General features: G+C 68.1%; 19 protein-coding genes and 1 tRNA gene. 5 read left to right on the plus strand and 15 right to left on the minus strand.

Annotation, left to right across the window (positions count from 1 at the left end):
• Positions 1-12 precede the first annotated feature (12 nt).
• On the minus strand, positions 13-288 hold the full coding sequence (locus E4P24_RS09375; RefSeq protein WP_004063049.1) for a hypothetical protein: 276 nt from the start codon (positions 286-288) through the stop codon (positions 13-15).
• A 44-nt stretch (positions 289-332) separates the two neighbouring features.
• Positions 333-821 carry an Lrp/AsnC family transcriptional regulator gene (locus E4P24_RS09380; protein WP_004041677.1) on the minus strand — a complete coding sequence of 163 codons (489 nt, stop codon included), beginning with the start codon at positions 819-821 and terminating at the stop codon, positions 333-335.
• A 202-nt stretch (positions 822-1,023) separates the two neighbouring features.
• Between E4P24_RS09380 and E4P24_RS09385 the strand changes: the two genes are divergently transcribed.
• Positions 1,024-1,971, plus strand: a complete 948-nt coding sequence (locus E4P24_RS09385) for a DMT family transporter (RefSeq protein ID WP_004063048.1) — start codon at positions 1,024-1,026, stop codon at positions 1,969-1,971.
• Positions 1,972-2,045: 74 nt separating this feature from the next.
• On the opposite strand, the gene E4P24_RS09390 is transcribed toward E4P24_RS09385, so the two are convergent.
• From E4P24_RS09390 to E4P24_RS09410, 5 genes are all read right to left on the minus strand, one after another.
• Positions 2,046-2,432, minus strand: a complete 387-nt coding sequence (locus E4P24_RS09390; RefSeq protein WP_223173908.1) for an ester cyclase — start codon at positions 2,430-2,432, stop codon at positions 2,046-2,048.
• Between the two features lie 200 nt (positions 2,433-2,632).
• A complete protein-coding gene (locus E4P24_RS09395) occupies positions 2,633-3,553 on the minus strand; it encodes a DMT family transporter (RefSeq protein ID WP_144858428.1) in 921 nt (306 codons plus the stop codon).
• Between the two features lie 318 nt (positions 3,554-3,871).
• Positions 3,872-4,156, minus strand: coding sequence for a DUF6360 family protein (locus E4P24_RS09400; RefSeq protein WP_004063046.1), 285 nt, complete (start codon positions 4,154-4,156; stop codon positions 3,872-3,874).
• Positions 4,157-4,222: 66 nt separating this feature from the next.
• A complete protein-coding gene (locus E4P24_RS09405; protein ID WP_188148407.1) occupies positions 4,223-6,001 on the minus strand; it encodes a nitrite/sulfite reductase in 1,779 nt (592 codons plus the stop codon).
• Positions 6,002-6,089: 88 nt separating this feature from the next.
• Entirely contained in the window at positions 6,090-6,413 is a 324-nt protein-coding gene (locus tag E4P24_RS09410) for a hypothetical protein (RefSeq protein ID WP_004041667.1), read from the minus strand.
• A gap of 304 nt (positions 6,414-6,717) precedes the next feature.
• On the opposite strand from E4P24_RS09410, the gene E4P24_RS09415 reads away from it, so the two are divergent.
• Both E4P24_RS09415 and E4P24_RS09420 read left to right on the plus strand, forming a co-directional pair.
• Positions 6,718-6,888, plus strand: coding sequence for a hypothetical protein (locus tag E4P24_RS09415; protein WP_188148408.1), 171 nt, complete (start codon positions 6,718-6,720; stop codon positions 6,886-6,888).
• 96 nt (positions 6,889-6,984) lie between these two features.
• Positions 6,985-7,659 (plus strand): hypothetical protein, encoded by a 675-nt coding sequence (locus E4P24_RS09420; RefSeq protein WP_004063041.1) that lies wholly within the window; start codon positions 6,985-6,987, stop codon positions 7,657-7,659.
• On the opposite strand, the gene E4P24_RS09425 is transcribed toward E4P24_RS09420, so the two are convergent.
• Positions 7,647-8,891 carry a M20/M25/M40 family metallo-hydrolase gene (locus tag E4P24_RS09425; protein ID WP_115861232.1) on the minus strand — a complete coding sequence of 415 codons (1,245 nt, stop codon included), beginning with the start codon at positions 8,889-8,891 and terminating at the stop codon, positions 7,647-7,649. The genes E4P24_RS09420 and E4P24_RS09425 overlap by 13 nt on opposite strands.
• Positions 8,892-8,977: 86 nt before the next feature.
• On the opposite strand from E4P24_RS09425, the gene E4P24_RS09430 reads away from it, so the two are divergent.
• Positions 8,978-9,051, plus strand: a tRNA-Lys gene (locus E4P24_RS09430).
• A gap of 386 nt (positions 9,052-9,437) precedes the next feature.
• Here the strand turns inward: E4P24_RS09430 and pepF are convergent.
• The gene (gene pepF, locus E4P24_RS09435) at positions 9,438-11,237 is read right to left on the minus strand and encodes an oligoendopeptidase F (protein ID WP_188148409.1); all 1,800 of its coding nucleotides are present in this window, start codon (positions 11,235-11,237) and stop codon (positions 9,438-9,440) included.
• Between the two features lie 386 nt (positions 11,238-11,623).
• Here pepF and E4P24_RS09440 point away from each other — a divergent pair, with 386 nt between their 5' ends.
• Complete coding sequence (locus E4P24_RS09440) at positions 11,624-12,961, plus strand: M28 family metallopeptidase (RefSeq protein ID WP_188148410.1); 1,338 nt, start codon at positions 11,624-11,626, stop codon at positions 12,959-12,961.
• Between the two features lie 9 nt (positions 12,962-12,970).
• On the opposite strand, the gene E4P24_RS09445 is transcribed toward E4P24_RS09440, so the two are convergent.
• The 6 genes from E4P24_RS09445 to E4P24_RS09470 form a co-directional block, all read right to left on the minus strand.
• On the minus strand, positions 12,971-13,297 hold the full coding sequence (locus E4P24_RS09445; protein WP_115861230.1) for a hypothetical protein: 327 nt from the start codon (positions 13,295-13,297) through the stop codon (positions 12,971-12,973).
• Positions 13,298-13,408: 111 nt separating this feature from the next.
• A complete protein-coding gene (locus tag E4P24_RS09450; protein ID WP_004063036.1) occupies positions 13,409-14,056 on the minus strand; it encodes an HAD family hydrolase in 648 nt (215 codons plus the stop codon).
• Positions 14,057-14,143: 87 nt separating this feature from the next.
• On the minus strand, positions 14,144-14,995 hold the full coding sequence (gene truA, locus E4P24_RS09455) for a tRNA pseudouridine(38-40) synthase TruA (protein WP_115803274.1): 852 nt from the start codon (positions 14,993-14,995) through the stop codon (positions 14,144-14,146).
• Between the two features lie 70 nt (positions 14,996-15,065).
• Positions 15,066-15,512: a universal stress protein gene (locus E4P24_RS09460; RefSeq protein ID WP_188148411.1), complete on the minus strand. Its 447-nt coding sequence runs from the start codon at positions 15,510-15,512 to the stop codon at positions 15,066-15,068.
• A gap of 122 nt (positions 15,513-15,634) precedes the next feature.
• Positions 15,635-16,930, minus strand: coding sequence for a histidine--tRNA ligase (gene hisS / locus E4P24_RS09465; RefSeq protein WP_188148412.1), 1,296 nt, complete (start codon positions 16,928-16,930; stop codon positions 15,635-15,637).
• Positions 16,931-16,984: 54 nt separating this feature from the next.
• The gene (locus E4P24_RS09470) at positions 16,985-17,890 is read right to left on the minus strand and encodes an EamA family transporter (protein WP_004063032.1); all 906 of its coding nucleotides are present in this window, start codon (positions 17,888-17,890) and stop codon (positions 16,985-16,987) included.
• Position 17,891 lies beyond the last annotated feature (1 nt).

Here is a 17,891-nt window from a genome sequence, read left to right on the forward strand (position 1 = left end):
GACCGTCCGGTCTCAGACCGTGTCGGTCGGCTCGTGGGACTCGGCCATCTCGGTCGCGGCGGCCGCGTACGACTCCCTCGTCTCCTCGTCGGCAACGCGACCCAGTTCGTCTTCGGGCACGTCGACGGCGGCGTAGGTGTCGCGCACGTCGGACTCGAAACTCGTCAGCGAGCGCTCCTTCCGGTGGTAGCGCGTCCCGTCGGGGGTCGCGTACACGAGGATGATGATGTTCTGTTCGTCGTCCGAGTAGGTCCGTTCGACCAGCCACGTCCGCACGTCGTTCGACATGGTCGGTAGTACGTGGCCACCCGTGATACTCCCTCGGCCGACTCTCAGTCCTCGATACCCAACTCGTCGAGGAGCGTCTCCAGCGTGTAGCTCTGGAGCGCCCGGTGGCTGTCGCGCATCGAGGAGATGACGAACGTCGAGTTCGTTCGCTCGACTTCCGGCGTCGCCTCGAAGTCGCTGATGAGGCGCTCCACGCGGTCGGAGTCCGCGAGATGGGCGACGACGATGAAGTCCGTCTCCCCCATCGTGAAGTAGAGTTGCGTGACGCCCTCTATCTCCAGCAGTTTGTTCCCGACTTCCTCGTACGACCCGCTGTAATCCGCCAGCACTTCCACGACCACGGTGACGCCGAGTCCGAACGCCTCTAAGTCGATGTCGTAGAGGTCGTTTTCGATGACGCCGTCGTCTTTCAGGTTGTTCAGACGGTAGTGGATGGTCGACACGGGGATGTCCGTCGCTTCGTGTAGCTTCTCGGGACTGCCCGTCCCGAGGTCCGCGATGGCCTTCAACAGGCGCACGTCGCGTTCGTCCATACCCTCCCGTTGCGGTCGGTGACGTAAGTCCTTGTTCTGTCCGCCGTTTTCGCCACCTCTCGCGGCTTCTCGAATCTTCATGAATTATAGAGCGATTGGTACAGCAAAATATAGAATATTTATTCTAATCTCCAACCCAAAACAAATCTCTTGTAGAAGGATTTAACAGCGTGCGTCTCTGAGAGCTGAAACAGATTCGACTATGACGCGAACCACTTGGAGAAACGTTCCGACGACGCCCCTGCTTTTCGTCGCGCTCGCGGCGATGTGGGGCACCTCGTTCGTCGCCATCGAGGTCGGCTTGGAGTTCTTCCCGACGCTCTCTTTCGCCGCGCTCCGCTACGAACTCGCGGGGCTCGTGATGCTGGCGTACGCCTGCTACTCGACCGACCGCTGGCGGCCGAAGACGAGGGACGAACTGCTCGCGACCGCCATCGGCGCGGTGTTCATCATCGCCGCCTACCACGGCCTGCTCTACCTCGGACAGGAACACGTCCCCGGCGCGGTGGCCTCTATCATCATTAGCCTCTCGCCTATCCTGACTGCGGTCTTCGCCTCCGTTATCCTCGCCAGGGGGTCGCTGGGGAAGACCGGGACGGTCGGGCTGCTCGCCGGCTTCGCCGGTGCCGTGCTCGTGGCCGACCCAGTCTCGGCGTTCTCGGGGTCGTCCGGGTCGGCGCAGGGACTCGGCATCGTCCTCATCTTCCTCGCCGCGGTGTCGTTCGCGCTCGGCGCGGTCCTCACCCGCCCGCTCCGGAGTGACCTCCCGGTCCAGTCGATGCAGGCGTGGTCGATGCTCGGCGGCGGCGTCCTGCTTCACGGCTGGGCACTCGTCCGCGGCGAGTCGCTTTCCACTATCGAGCTCGCCCCCGTCGGCATCGCGTCGTTCCTCTACCTGACGCTCGTCTCCGGCGCGGTGGCGTTCCTCCTCTACTTCGAGCTTCTGGACCGCCTCGGCCCGACCGAACTCAACCTCATCGGCTACGTCGAGCCCGTGGTCGCGGCGCTCATGAGTTGGGTACTCCTCGGCCACGTCATCGACACGACGGCGCTCGTCGGCTTCGGAGCCATCTTCTTCGGCTTCGCGGCGATGAAAAAGGAGACGCTGGTGTCCGTCGCCGTCGCGGTCCGGCGGCGGGTCGCCGCGTAGGCTCGGCTTCGGTCTGCTGGCTCCGTTTTCTCGTGCTGTTGAACGTTGATCTTCGAGAGAACGGAACCGCGCTCTCACTCCTCGCGGAACCCGAGTTGTTCGGCAATCTCTCGCGGGTCGTAGTACATCCGTTCTTCCTGTATCTTCCCGTCCGTGATGACGAACTTCGACATCCCTCTGTGCTCGAACGTGCGACCGGTCGGGGGGAGCCCATCGAACTCCCCTTCGTGCGTGCCCGTCCCCGTCCACTCGGTCATGACTATCTCCTCGTCTTCGAGCGCGGCTTCGGGGGTAATCGTGAAGTCGGAGAACGCGGACCGGAGTTGACGGACGTATGCTTCGAAGGCGTCAGGTCCGCGAACTTCGCCGCCCGGAGCGCTCGGTTCGTAGGCCACGAACGAATCGGAGAGGACGTCTCTCCTCGAGAACTCCCCGTGCCACAGCGCGAGGTAGTCACTCATTGGCTGTTCGTGTTTGGTTACGGTTGTCTCGGTCATGGTTCTCGACCCAACTATCCTTCGCGCCAAAGAGATATATCGTTGTCAGGTAGCTCTCGACCTGCGAGAACCATCGCTGCTCGACTAGTGGACGAGACGGACCATCTATCCGACACGGTCTCGACAACCTGTCAGCAATCAAGAGTTTTGAAAAGCCTGTCTCTTCACTCGGCTTCCGCGGGGACGCTCCCCCGGAGGCCGACCACCCGAGCCACGCTCTCGCGCTGCACGAGGAGGAACCCCGAGAGGATGACCCCGAAGCCGAGGACGGTCGCCGGCGAGACGGCCTCACCGAGGAACGCCCAGCCGGTGACGGTGGCGACGACCGGCATCGCGTAGGCGACGAGGTTGCCGCGGACCGGGCCGGCCTCCGAGAGGAGCGCGAAGTAGACCGGGTAGGCCGCGGCGGTCGCGGGCATACCGACGTAGAGAATCGCGGCGACGAGCTCCGGCGACCACGCGACCTGCGCGACCGACTCGCCGAGACCGAGGCTGGCGGCGTGGATGCCGACGGCGGCGGCCGCCATCGCCCACGCGGTCTGCGGGAGCGTCCCGATGGACGGCCCGACGCGCTTGAGGAGCACGGTCCCGAAGGCGACCGACAGCGCCGAACAGACGATGAGCGCCTGTCCGACGCTCCCGCCGCCGAGGACGCTCTCGGGGCCGACGATGACGACGACGCCGACGAGTCCGAGCAGGATGCCGGCGGCGTCGACAGCCGAGATGCGCGCGTCGTCGAGGAGTAACACGGCGAACACCGGGGAGGCGACGGGCATGATGCTGTACATGACGGCCGCCGCGCCGGTCGTCGCGTGCTGCTGGCCGAGGAAGAGAAACACGTTGTTCGCCCCGAGGACGAACGCGGCGCTGGCCAGGATGCCGAGCGCGTCGGCGCGGGTCCGCGGGAGCCAGTAGCCGCCGCGGACGGCGACGAGCGTCAGGAGAACGACGGCGGCGACGTCGACGCGGAAGGCGGCGAACAGCACCGGCGGGACCGACCCGATGGCGGCTTTGATGCCGACGAAGGAGGTTCCGAACAGCACCGCGGCCGCGACGAAGAGGACGAGGGTCCGATGACGGCTCACGCCATCACCCCCCGCGCTGTGGCCGGCGTTCGATTCGCCGGGCGGGCGCGGGAGGTGGAGTGCGGTCGACGCTCGGTGCGTGGACAGCGTAGAGGCGTCGTCTGTATCACAACACGTTCTGCGACTCCCGAAGGCATATGTCTAACGATTGGGCTCGTAGCAATACGATTCGACCATTCGAGTCACGGTTTCACACGATTCGTTGACCAAACCGGGGGAGAATATCTCATGGGTGGTGTTGCCACGAACCGTCGGGGTCGTACGGACAGTCGCGTCGCTCGGGGCGTCGAACTGTCGTCGAAAATCGGGGGACGGCGGTCAGTCCTGCTGTTCGGCTTCGACGCGGTCGGCGTGTTTTTCGAGGTCGGCCGCGATTTTTCGGGCCTCCTCGGGCGACAGCGTCAGTTTGTCCGCGTGCGGCGCGAGCGCGTCGAGCTGCGTCCAGTCGAGTTCGAGTTCGAGGGTAATCTCGTCGGGGTGCTTCCGCGGCGAGGTGACGTTGCACACGGCGAACGCCGACTCCTCGAAGTCGTGGCCCGTCGCCGACGCGTCGACGAGGTCCAGCGTCGTGTAGGCGTTGACCTTCAGGATTCGGTCTGGCATCTGTGAGTACTGTTGGGTGTCGTCGTAAATAGGTAGCGCGGCGGCGTCGTCACCGAGGCGACCCGCTCAGTCGTCGCTCGCGATGGGCGTGCCGTCGGCGCGGGTCGGCGCGGGACTCGCGTCGAGGCCGTCGTCGTCGGCGTAGGGGTACCACGTGCGCTTCGTGTTGTGCATCATCGGGTCCTCGTAGCTGGTCTCTTCGGGTTCGACTAGTTCGGCCAGCTCCTCTTCGTCCGTCCGGGCGACGAACTCGCGGAACGTCTCGTCGCCCTCGCGGCGCTCCTCGAAGTTCGCGAGCAGGTTCTTGATGGCACCCGGCACCTCGTCGACGGGGACGCGCTGGGTGACCCACTCGGCGAAGTTCGGGTTCTCGCCGAGGCCGCCGCCGAGGCCGATGTCGAGCGCCTCGACCGGTTCGCCGTCCTTGCGGGTCTTCATGCCGCGGAGGCTGATGTCCGCAATCTGCGGCTGGGCGCAGGAGGCCGTACAGCCCGAGAGGTGGATGTGGAAGTCCTCGACGCCCGCGGGGAGTTCGACGTTCTCCTTGAGCCAGCGGGCGTAGCGGACCTGCCGGTTTTTCGTCTCCACGATGGAGAGCGAACAGAACTCGGTGCCCGTACAGGCGATGGAGCCGCGCATGAACGGGTGCGGGTCGGGCGAGTAGTGGTCGAGAAGGTCCTCGTTTTGCAGCGCGTCGAGCTTTTCTTCGGGCACGTCGGTGATGATGACGTTCTGGCGCTGCGTGATGCGAATCTCGCCGGAGCCGTACTCGTCGGCGACGCGGGCGAGTTCCTTCGTGTCGTCGACGCCCATGCGGCCGACGAGCACGTCGAGTCCGACGTAGTAGTTGCCGTCGGCCTGCTCGTGGATGCCGACGTGGTCGGAGTGGCCGCCGTCGGCGTAGCCGGAGTTGTAGGAGTACTCCGAGCGCAGGTCCTCGCCGGCGGTCTCCAGCTCGAAGTTGACGTACTCCTCCTGGAGGACGTTGCGGAACTTCTCCGCGCCCCACTCGTCCATCAGGAACTTGATGCGGGCGTTGTAGCGGTTGTCGCGGTCGCCGTTGTCGCGGAACAGCGCGGAGATGGCTCCCGACACCTCGGGGGCCTGCTCGGGCGTCACGAACACGTCGATGTCGCGGGCGAGCCGCGGTTCGTTCCGCGAGAGGCCGCCGCCGATGCGGATGTTGAAGCCCTTCGTCTCCTCGCCGTCGATTTCCTTGGTCGCGGGCTCGAGCGCGAGGTCGTTGATATCGCCCTGACCGCAGCCCTCGCGGCAGCCGGTGACGGAGACCTTCCACTTGCGCGGGAGGTTCGAGTGGTCGTCGTTGCCCTTGAACGTCTCGTTGAGCTCCATCGCGACGGGGAGCGCGTCGACGTGCTCGTGTTTGTCCTTGCCGGCGACGGGACAGCCGACGATGTTCCGCCACGAGTCACCGCAGGCCTGCTGGGTCGACAGCCCGACCGATTCGAGCTTATCGAAGATTTCCGGGATGTCCTCCAGCTTAATCCAGTGGAGCTGAATCGACTGGCGGGTCGTCCAGTCGACGTAGCCGTTGCCGAAGATGGGGTTCTCGGCGGGGCCGCGGGCGTACTCGTCGGCGACCTCCGCGACGACTTCGGTCTGGCCGGGCGTCAGCACGCCGTTCGGCGTCCCGATGCGCATCATGAAGTACGACTCTTGGCCGTTGCGCTGGTGGTACAGTCCCCACCATTTGAAGCGCTCGAACCAGGCGTCTCGCTCGTCTTCCGGGATGGAGTCCCAGCCCTGCTCAGCGAACTCCAGCAGGTGCTCTCGTATCTCGTTACCGTAGACCTCCGACTTCCAGCGTTCGACGTCCGTGGGCATTCGTATGAATGTCCATATACGTGCCCACGTAAGGCCCCGAGCGTACCGTCAACCCTTCCCGGTGCTGCCCAAAAGCGGAGAATATTGCTTATTCGTCGTCGTCGCCGCGTCGAACCGGGAGGACGACCCGCTCGCGGTCGATATCGACGAATTCGCCCTCGCGGAGCCTGCCGACCGGGACCCAGCCGGGAACGCCCGTCTGGCCGCAGGCGATGCACTGGCCGTACACTTTCGCGGAGACGGTTCTACCGTCCGCGCCGACGTCGAGGACGTTCTCGACGACGAAGTCGGGAAGCTCGCACCCACAGAATGACGGGTCGTCGAGCCGCCAGAGCTCGCTCACGCTCACTTCTCTGGCGTCGTTCACGGAGACCCACGCCCCGTCGTCGAGGACGCGCAGGGAGACGCTCATACCTCACCCTCGTCGCTCCGGCTACCTATGCGGGACGACGCCCGCAATCCCCGCGGGGGAGCGCGACGGCCGTTTCGGCGGTCGTTCGGTCGGAGTCCTGCGATTGTCCCCGAAACCGGCCGTCAGAGGTAGGGGCAACCCGTTCCGGTAGCCGGGAGTGGGGGTACACATTACAGGTGCGGATTCCCTTATGCGGGTTCGACCGGTACGTGGTGGTGATGAGTGACCACCGCACCGCCGTCCGACAACACGCCTCCGCCGACGTCGCCCCAGAGCTGTTTGAACAGTCCCAGGAGGGAAACGCATGACCGGCGAGGCAGAACTCGAATCCGAACTCGACCGCGACCCCGATGCCGAGGCGGACCCGTCCGCCGAGGCGGAAGACGAAGACCCCGCGGCCCACCTCAAGGACCTCGAAGACGGCGCGGGCTGCACCGAAATCTGGTCACATCTCTCTGAGTCCCGCGAGGAGTAACGCTCCGCCGTCTGTCTTCGCTCGCGGGCCGCCCGCGGCGCGAATCTCGCCTCTCGGGGAGACGTTTTTAAGCCCGAACGCGTTACCGATTCGTAGATGACGAACGACGAACGCCGACGAACGACCGAGGTTCCGGCCGACCGGCGCGAACCGGTCGGTGAACCCGTCGTCCGCGGCGACCCCGCCGTCACGGGCGACCGCGCCCGCGAGGCCGTCGGCTTCGACCCCACCGACCCCGACAGCCTCGCCGAGGCCGCCAGAACGGTTCGCTCGTTCTCCGAGTCCACCGCCGGCGACGACGACCACGTGTTCATGCTCCGCGGGGCGGCCGCCTGCGCCGCGCTTGTCCGCGGCGTCGGCTCGTACAAGCGCGCCGCCGAGCGCGCCGGCGGCGACGTGTCCGTCTCCTTCATCCGCAAGTGGGCCCGCGTCCACGACCTCCCGCAGTCGGTCCGCCGGCACGTCGCCCGCGGCCGCATCGCGCCCACGGCCGCAAAGCACATCGCCCGCGTCTCCGGCGACGCCCGACTCCACCTCGCGTGGGCGACGCTCGACGCCGGCCTGACCGTCCGCGAGGTCCGCCGGCTCGCCAGCGAGGTCAACGACGGCACGCCGGCCGTGGACGCCCTCGCCGACCACGGCGTCGACATCGGCCGGCTCGACGTGACGCTGCCGGCCGACGTGTACCTCGAACTCCGCCGCCGCGCCTCGCTCGAAGACACGCCGCCCGGCGACGTCGTCGCCGACGCGCTCGACGACTATCTCGACTGAAGGAACCGCGTCGCCGTCTCCCGAATCACCTCGCGCGCCACCTCGACTTCGTCCCACTCGACGGTCTCGTCCGGAAAGTGCGCCTGGTCGATATCGCCCGGCCCGAACAGCACCGTCGGGATACCCGCCTCGACGTAGTGCCGGGAGTCCGCGCCGTAGGTCGCGCCGACCGGGTCGTCGTCGCGGCCGTCGGCCCGGAGCGCCGCCCGCAGCGACTCCACGACCGGCTCGTCGGCGTCGATTTCCGCCGGCTCGAACTGCACCGAAAACCGCTCGAACGCCGGCGGGTGCGCCGAGAGCCAATCGTCGGCGGCGACGACGCGCGCCAGTCGCTCCTCGAACGCGGCTTCGACCTCTTCGACCGTCTCGCCCGGCGCGACGCCGAGTCGCCACTCCGCGGTGAGCGTCCCCGCGACGCTCGACGCCCACGACCCCGCCTCGACGCGGCCGACGCAGACGGGCCACGGAATCGGGTAGTCGAAACGCGGGTGGTCGACCGCGTCGGTCCGCTCCGCTTCGAGGTCGAAAAACGCCGCCCGAATCGCCTCGAACTTCTCGATGACGTCCACCCCGCGCCACCGCGAGGCCGCGTGCGCCGTCCGCCCGGTCAGGTGGAGTCGCTTCATCACCGACCCCTCGGTGGCGACGACCGGCTTCAGCCGCGTCGGTTCGGCGACGAGCGCGGCGTCTCGCTCGAACGGGTAGGGATTGTCGAGCGCGGCCGCCGCGGCCCCGATACCGCCGTCTTCCTCGCCGGCGACGCTCTCGACCACGACCCGCCCGTCGAGGGCAACATCGCCCGCCGCCGCGGCGTCGCGGAGGTCGAGCGCGGCGAAGACGCACGCCGCGAGCCCCGCTTTCATGTCGGCCGCGCCCCGGGCGCTGACGGTGCCGGCGTCGTCGTCCCAGTCGGGCAAATACGGGTCGTGGGACCACAACTCCCTGTCGGCTGGCACCACGTCGACGTGGCCGTCGAGGACGAGCGTCGGTCCCGCGTCGGGGTCGCCGAACTCGACCACGCCGGCGACGCTCGGCCGGTTCGCGGTGTCGATGTCGTCGGGGTCGTCCGGGAACGAGGGATGTTCGGCCAGTCGCTCCGGGTCGGCGGTCCACTCGTACGTCTCGAACCCGAAGTCGTGCAGGCGGTTTTTGACCCACTGTTGAGCCGGTGCTTCGGCGCGGGCGACGCTCTCGAACCGGAGCAGCGCGTCCACGAAGTCGCGAAGGTCCATATTGTGGGGGACGGGAACGGGGTACAAAGCAGGCGGGGGCGGCGAAAATAAACGCTTATCAGTATCCCCATTTAAAGAAACGTCGAGGGCTGGTAGCTCAGTTAGGCAGAGCGTCTGGCTTTTAACCAGACGGTCGGGGGTTCAAGTCCCTCCCAGCCCGTTTCTACTCCGAACAACCGTGAGGAGTGAAACGGCTTCGAGAGATTGAACCCGACCAGTCGCGCACAGCGAAGCGAGCACGTCTGGGCCCGGTTCAAGTCCCTCCCAGCCCGTTTCTGCGACGAAGTACGTGCGGAGTGACACGGCTTTCTGATTCCTACGTCTCCGAGTGATAGCTTCGCCAAGCCGTGTTGCACATTGCGTTGGCTACTTCCACTCCGTGGCTGTCGCTCTCGTCAAACTGGCACTTTGTGAGAGTATCTTTCTATAAGGAGAGAACCCGCCGCTTAGGGCGGGAGTGAATCCGACACTTCCCACGCAATCACCGTCGATTGCAGGCGGGATATGCAACGACAGGTCGGCTGAGCCCGGCCTGCGATTTTTCGCCTATTCGAGGTCGAGGAGCGTCGCGGCCTCGTCGAGGAACTCGGCGTAGACCGACATCGCGTCCTCGATGGGTTCGGGTTCGGTCATGTCGACGCCGGCGGTTCGGAGCACGTCGAGGGGGTACTCGCTGCCGCCGAGCGCGAGCGCCTCGCGGTAGTCCGCCGCGGCCGACTCGCCCTCCTCGCGGATGCGCTCGACGATGGCCGCCGCCGCGGAGATGCCCGTCGCGTACTGGTAGACGTAGTAGTTGTAGTAGAAGTGCGGAATCCGCTCCCACTCGCGGGCGATGCGGTCGTCGGTCGCCGCGGGCTCGTAGTACGTCGCCTTCAGGTCGCCGTACAGCTCGTCGAAGCGGTCGGGCGTGAGCGCGCCGTCGTTCTCGATTATCTCGTGAATCTGGAGTTCGAAATCCGCGAACATCGTCTGGCGGAACAGCGTCGAGCGGAAGCGTTCGAGGTACTCGTCGAGGACGTGCGTCCGGAGTTCGTCGTCGTCGACGTTCTCCAGTAGGTACTCGGTCAGGAGCGTCTCGTTGACCGTGGAGGCGACCTCGGCGGTGAAGATGTCGTAGCTCGCATCGTGCCACGGCTGGGCGTCGTTGGCGAGTTCGGAGTGCATCGAGTGGCCCAGTTCGTGGGCGAGGGTGAACATCGATGCGGGGTCGTCCTGGTAGTTCATCATGATGAACGGCTGGGTGTCGTAGGTGCCCGCGGAGTACGCCCCGGAGCGCTTGCCGCGGTTTTCGTACACGTCGACCCAGCGGTCGTCGAGGCCCTCGGCCATCCGCTCCTGATAGGCCTCGCCGAGCGGTTCGACGGCTTCGACGATGTACTCCTTCGCCTGTTCGTACGGAATCTCGGGGCCGTGGTCGCCGGTGAGCGACACGTACAGGTCCCACATCTTGAGTTCGTCCGCGCCGATAGCCTCCCGTTTCAACTCGGCGTGGCGGTGGAGGTGGCCGAGGTTGTCGCGGACGGTGTCGAGTAAGTTGTCGTACACCTCGACGGGGACGTTGGGGCCGTCGAGGGCGGATTCGCGAGCGGTCTCGTAGTCGCGGATGCGCGCGGTCTTCACGTCCTTCTTGACGCTGTTTTTCAGCGAGGTGCCGACCGCGTTGCGCACGTCGGCCCAGCGGTCGTAGAACTCCTCGTGGACGGTCCGGCGGAACTCGCGGTCGGGGTGTTTCTGGAGTTTCGTGAAGTTACCCTGCGTGATTTCGACCGACGTGCCGTCGGGCTGTTCGACCGTCGGGAACTCCAAGTCGGCGTTGGCGAGCATCGAGTAGATGTCGTTGGACGCGCCGGTCACGTCCGAGAGGTTGGCGAGGACCTCCTCTACCTCCGCGGAGCGGGTGTGTTCTTTCGTCCGGAGCACGTCGTCGAAGTAGTGCTCGTAGGCCGCCAGCTCGGGCTCCTCCTCGACGAACTCGTCGACGCCGTCGCGGCCGAGTTCCTGCAGTTCGGGGTCCAGATAGCTGACCGCGCTGCGGGCCTTCGACGCCAGCGCCTCGGCGCGGCCGGCCTGCGCCTGGTACTCCTGATTCCGGGTGTCCTGGCTGCTGCGGAGGTTCGCGTAGGAGACGACCATCGACACCTCGCGGAGCACCTCCTCCATCGTTTCGAGGAGTTCGAGGAGCGTCTCGGGGTCCTCGGTGGCGCGGCCCTCGTAGCTCGCCAGTTCGGGGACGCGCTCTGCGACGTCCTCGTACGCCGCCTCCCACTCGTCGTCGGACGCGTAGATGCTGTCGAGGTCCCACTTGTACTCCTCGTCGATGTCGCTCCGCTCGGGAACCGAACTCATGTCGGGTACTGTGACGCGCGCGCGGCTGGTAAGCCTTATCAATCGACCGGCGAAGCGGGGACGAGGAGGGCGGCCGCGTCGCGGTTAGTGTCGGGTCGCTCTCGCTTCTCGGACCTGCGAACCGTCCCGGACTAAGTCCTCACAGTGCGGACAGACGCGGGGGGCGTCCATGCCCTCCGGGGCGAACACCCTGACGTAACCTTCCGTGACGAAAGAATTGCAGTTCTGACATGTAGGCATGGCGGTCGTGCGTACCACGTCAACTGAGTTAGATGTTGTGGGCGATTTTCGGCATCCGACACCGACCCCGACCGCGGCGGGCCGCCCGAGTCGACGCGGCCCCCGGCGGCGCAAACCACTTTGACCGGCGGGCGTGTGGAACTGCCATGGACGACCTCTCTCCCGCGGTCCGCGAGGCGTTCGCCCGGACGTGGGTCGACGACCGCCCGTGGGCGTTCCTCACCGACTTGACCGCCATCGGCGACCGGATGGCCGGCGGGCCGGGCGACCGACGCGCGAGCACGCTCGTCGCCGACGCCTTCACCGACGCGGGCGTCCGGCGCGTCGAGTTCGATCCCTTCGAGATGGCCCGCTGGACCCGCGGCGACACGACGCTCGACCTCACCGCACCCGACGAACGGCGCTTCGAGGCCGTCGCGCTTCCGTACGCGCCCCCGGCGACCGTCTCCGGTCCGCTGGTCGATGTCGGCTACGGCACGCCGAGCGAAATCGACGCCGCCGACGTGGACGGCGCGCTCGTCGTCGCCAGCACGACCACCCCCGCCGGCGGCCGGTTCGTCCACCGGATGGAGAAGTTCAACTACGCAATCGACGCCGGCGCGGTCGGCTTCGTCTTCGTCAACCACGTCCCCGGCCAACTCCCGCCGACCGGGGCGCTCCGCTACGACGAGGAGGCCGCCGCCCCCGCGGTCGGCGTGAGCGCCGAAACCGGGTCGTGGCTGACCGACTACGCGGCCCGCGGCGGCGAAGCGACCCTCGCGGTCGACGCCGAGACGACGCCCGGCGAGAGCCGGAACGTCGAGGGGCGCGTCGGCCCCGACACCGACCGTGAACTCCTCCTGTGCGCCCACTTCGACGCCCACGATATCGCTGAAGGCGCGCTCGATAACGGCTGTGGCATCGCGGTCGTCGTCACCGCGGCGCGACTCCTCGCCGAGATGGACCTCGCTCTCGGCGTGCGCGTCGTCGGCGTCGGCGCGGAGGAACTGGGGCTAACCGGCTCCGAACACCTCGCGGACCGCCTCGACCTCGACCGCGTCGCCGCCGTCGTCAACGTCGACGGCGCGGGTCGGTTCCGCGACCTCGTCGCCCACAGCCACACCTCGGAGGCGACCGCCGCGGTGGCGACCCGCGTCGGCAACGAGACGCGCCACCCGGTCGGCATCGAACCCGAACCGCACCCGTTCAGCGACCAGTGGCCGTTCGTCCGCGCCGGCGTCCCGGCGCTCCAACTCAGGAGCGAAAGCGGCGAGCGCGGCCGCGGCTGGGGCCACACCCACGCCGACACCCGCGACAAGGTCGACGACAGAAACGTCCGCGAACACGGGATGCTGACCGCACTTATCGTCCGCGAACTCGCCGCGACCGCCGCCGACGGGGAGATTCCCCGACTCGACGACGACGAACTCGCCGCGGCGTTCCGCGACGCCGACTTCGAGACGGGAATGAAGGCGGCGGGCATCTGGCCCGACGGCTGGGAGTGAGTCCGGCGGTCAGTCGCGCGCGGACGACTCGGTGTCGTCTCCTCTGTCGCCGCCCGAGTCGCGTCCCTCGCCGCCGTCGTCGCCGTCGCTGACTTCGACCGTTAGCTCCGCCGCTTCGAGCGCGCGTTCGGTCGCGGCCTCGACAACCATTCCGGCCCCGATGACGACGTAGAACATCCCGTAGACGAACGTCGGCACGGCCACGAGGAGGTAGAGCGCGAGGCCGGCGATACCCGTCGTGCCGGCGAGAAAGCCGCCGACGGCGTTGCCGACGCCGATGATAAACAGGCCGAAGACGATGCGGAGGGTGGCGTCCCACGCGGCGGACCGGTCCATGCGTGAGCCGACGGCGAGCCGCGTGATGTGTCTACTGGTCGATACGCGGCGCGGACCCGCGGTGAAGGTCGCGGGGTGAGGGTTGCAGGGGCCGCGAGGTTCTCCCGCGCGTCAGCACACCGCGAGCAGTTCGTCGAGCGAGTCGAGTTCGTAGGTCGGCTCGGCGGCCAACCGGTAGCCGTCGCGGTGCGGTCGGCGGATGAACGCCGAGTCGATGCCGGCGCGGTCGGCCGCGACCACGTCGACGTTGCTGTCACCGACGTAGAGCGCCGAATCGACGCCGAGTTCGCCCATGGCGCGCTCGATGTAGTGCGGGTCCGGCTTCTTCACCCGCGCGCCCTCGACGGTCGGGTCGCGGCCGTAGGCCACCTCGAATCGGTCACCGATGTCGAACACGTCCAGAATGTGCTCGATGGTCGCGTGCTGGTTGTTGCTCACGACCGCCAGCGGGTGGTCGATGTCGTCGAGGGCGGCCACGTCGTCGTACAGCGGTTTCGTCCCGTCTTCGAGACACGCCCGCTGGGTCGCCGCGGCGTGGGTCTCGTGGTGCGACCAAAAGTCGTCGACCGGCACGTCGTGGACCGCGCAGATGCGGCGCAGGCGCGTGAGGCCGCCGTTGATGACGCCGTCGACCGTCTCGGTCGTCGGCTCCACGTCGAACTCGTCGAACGCCCGCCTGACCGCCTCCCGCTGGACTTCGAGCAGCGTCGGCTTCGTCAGCACGCCGTCGTTGTCGAAGATGACAGCGTCGTAGCACATGGTCGAATCGTTCGGCCTCGACCGACGATAACGTTGCTATGTGCGACCCCAACCGCTCCGGAGGGCTATTGACCCCTCACGCGTCGGTCAACCGCGGTCTTCGCCGTCGCCGACGCGTCTGGCATCGCCCGCCCGCTCGACTCCCTCGCGGATGCGCGAGCCGACGCGCCAGCCGATACGGTCCGCCAGCGCCCGCTCTTCGAACGCCGCCGCGGCGCTCTCGGCGGCCATCGCGTCCACGTCGAACTCGACTTCCGGGTAGTCGACCGCCGTGAGAAGCAGGGGCGTCGGCGGCGCGGGTGCGATGCCCTCGGGGCCGTCGAGGTGGTCGGGACCGAGCGCATCGTCCACCTTCGAAAGGGGGGCCGCGCCCGACCCGACGGCGCGGACGAGCGAGACGAGTCGGCGGACGAGTTCGCGGGCGAAGCCGCCGGCCTCGACGCGCACGAGGAGGAAGTCGCCGTCGCGGGTCAGGCCGCCGTCGATGGACCGGACCGTTCCGTGGTCGTCGGGCGTGAGGTTGTGGAAGTCGTGGTCGCCGCGGCAGGCGTCGAAGGCGGCTTTCGCCCGGTCGTCGTCGAACCCCTCCGTCGGCGCGTGGAGGTCGTAAACGTACTCGCGGCGGGTCGGCCGGTGCCGGGCGTGGAAGTCGTCGGGGGCGTCGGCGGCGGCCCACGCCCGGACCGTGCCCGGTAGCTCCGAGTTCAGCGCCCGCGGCGTACACCAGTCGGGACAGTCGAAGGCGACCGTCTGGGCGAGCGCGGAGACGCCCGCGTCGGTCCGCCCGGCGGCGGCGTAGTCGGTCGGTTCCTCGTCGTCGTCGCAGACGCCGAGCGCGCGGCAGGCGTCGAAAATGGCGTCCTCGACGGTCGGCACGTCCGGCTGTCGCTGGAACCCGTGGTACGGGCGTCCGTCGTAGGCGACGCGGAAGGCGCGCATGGCGGGTGCTTGCCCGGCGGACTACTTAACCGACGCCACCCGCGCCGTCGCGCCCGCCCGACCGCACCGCTCACTCGCGTTCGACCGGCGAGTCCTCGCTTCGGACGGAGAGCACCGGCACGTCGGCCAGTCGAAGCACGCGCTCGGTGACGCTCCCGAGCAGGTAGCGCTCGATGCCGCGGCGGCCGTGGGTGCCCATCACGATGAGATCGGCGTCGACCTCCTCGGCGTACCGGAGAATCGCCCGGTGCGGCGAGCCGTGTTCGACGGCCGTGACGACCTCGATGCCGTCGGCCTCGGCCGCCTCGACGGCCTCGGAGACGATGCGCTCGCCTTCCGCCTCGTAGGCGCGGACGAGGCCGCCGGCGTCGAGTTGGGTCGCGTGGAGGGCGCGCTCGTCGACGACGTAGAGGGCGTACAGCGTCGCGTCCGTCGCCGCCGCGAGGTCGAGCGCGCGGTCGAGCGCCTCGTCGGCGGGGGCGCTCCCGTCCACCGGGACGAGAATCCTGTCGTACATGTCGCTCGCCCGTACGACGGGCGGAAACAACAGGGCGCGCGCCGGTATCGCGGCGCGAGAATCGCGGCGGCGATGGGGGGCGGCGGGACAGTCGGCGTTGCCGGCGCGACCCGCGAGGCGGCCTACTCGTAGTCCTCGTAGGTCGGCGCGTCGCGGTCACCGGGGAAGTCGTCGACGGGGACGGTCGTCTGGTCGCCGCTGGCCATGTCCTTGACCGTCACCTCGCCGTTTTCGAGGTCGCGCTCGCCGACGATGACGACCGTGTCGGCGTTGACGGAGTCGGCGTAGGACATCTGCGCGCCGAAGCTCCGGTCGGACACGTCGACCTCGACGACGTTGCCCGCCGCGCGGAGGTCGCGGGCGATGTCGGAGGCGACGCCGCGGGTGTCACCGACGGTGAGGAGGTAGTAGTCGGTCGCCAGCTCTTCGTCGGGCCAGACGCCGGCGCGCTGACAGAGCAGTTGGAGCGTCGCGCCGCCGATGCCGACGCCGACGGCGGGGGTGGGTTGGCCGCCGAACGACTCGATGAGGTCGTCGTAGCGGCCGCCGCCGAACGTCGCCCGCGACACGTCGCCCGTGGAGTCGAAGCACTCGAAGACGACGCCGGTGTAGTAGTCCAGCCCGCGGGCGGTCGAAAGCGACACCTCGCAGAACTCGCCCGCGCCGAAGTCGTCGGCGGCGGCGAGGACGTTCCGGAGGTTCTCGACCGCGGCTTCGACGTCGTCGCCGCCGAACGCCGCGATTTCGTCGAGGTCGCCGCGCTCGATGAGGTCGGCGAACTCGTCGGCCTGGTCGTACGAGAGGCCGGCGTCGGAGAGGAGGCCGAGGTACTCCGCGCGCTCGACTTTCTCGGATTTGTCGACGGCGCGGACCGCGTCGGCGACGTCCACGTCGGCGTCGAACGACCGGAGCAGGCCCCCGAGGATGTCGCGGTGGGAGACGCGGAACTCGAAGTCGTCGGCCGTGAGGCCGAGGTCGGTCAGCGCGTCGGCGCAGAAGGCCAGAATCTCGGCGTCGGCCTCCGGCTCCGAGGAGCCGAAGATGTCGGCGTTGGTCTGGTAGAACTCGCGGAAGCGACCCTGCTGGACCTGCTCGTAGCGCCAGAAGGGCCGGGTCGAGACCCACTTGATGGGCTTCGACAGCGCCTGCTGTTTGGCGACGACCATCCGGGCGACCGTCGGCGTCAGCTCCGGCGTGAGCGCCACCTCGCGGCCGCCTTTGTCCTCGAAGGCGTACAGCTCCTCGACGATTTCCTCGCCGGACTTGTCGACGTACATCTGGGTCCGTTCGAGGTGGGGCGTCCCGATTTCGCGGAAGCCGTAGCGGGCGGCGGCGGTCTCGACGGTGTCGACGACCTCGCGCCGGGCCGACATCTCGCCGGGGTAGAAGTCACGAAATCCCTTGAGTCGGTCGTACATGGGCGTTGGTTGGCGCAGGTCGCGCTTGAAACCTGTTGTTCGGGGCGACGGCGACTACCCGACGAGGGCGCGGAGCGCCGCCGCGTCGCCGAGGGCGATGAGCGAGACGCCGGCGACCGCGAGGACGGCGGCGACGAGGCGCGTGCCGAACCGCGCCTCTCGGAGGACGACCCCGCCGAGGACGACGGCGACGATGGCCTGCGTGTTGACGATTGGCGAGGCGACGCTCGCCGGCACCAGCCCGAAGGCCGTCGAGGTGACGTGTTCTCCGACGGCGACGAGCGCGCCCGCCGCGGCGAACTTCGGGAGGTCGCCGCGGACGCCCGGCCACTCCCGCACTGCGACGGGGAGGACGGCGAGGGCCGCGCCGACGAACAGCACCGGGACGAACACGCTCGTCGGGATGCCGAGTTCTTGTAGGGCGACGCGTTTGCCCACGTCGCTGACGGCGTAACAGGCCGCGCTGGCGAGCGCGAGTTGGGCGGGCCGCGACCGGACGGCGCGTCTGAGCGGGTCGAGGAACGCCCCGCCCTCGTAGTTCGCGACGTAGACGGCGACGGTGGCGACCGCGACGCCGAGGACCTGAACACCCGTCAGGAACTGGTTCAGAAACAGAATCTCGATGGGGAGGACGAACACCGGGACGAGCTTGTTGATGGGCGCGACGTAGGACACGTCGCCGGCTTCGAGGGCGTCGACAAACAGGATGAGCGCGACGCCGACGAGAGCGGCCGTACCGGCGACGATTCCGACGCCCGTCGCGCCGAGTTCGGCCAGCGAGGGGACTGCCGCGGGGTCGTACGTCACTGCCGTGACCGGGAGGTACAGGAGGACGGCGAAGGCGTTGACGACGACCGTGAGAACCGCCCCGGAGTAGCCCGGGAAGTACCGCTTCAGGGCGAAGATGTAGACGCCCCAGACGAACGCGGCGAGAACGGAGTAGGCGATGCCGGGGTCCATG

This window comes from Haloferax sp. AS1, assembly GCF_014530665.1.
Taxonomy (GTDB): Archaea; Halobacteriota; Halobacteria; order Halobacteriales; family Haloferacaceae; genus Haloferax; species Haloferax volcanii.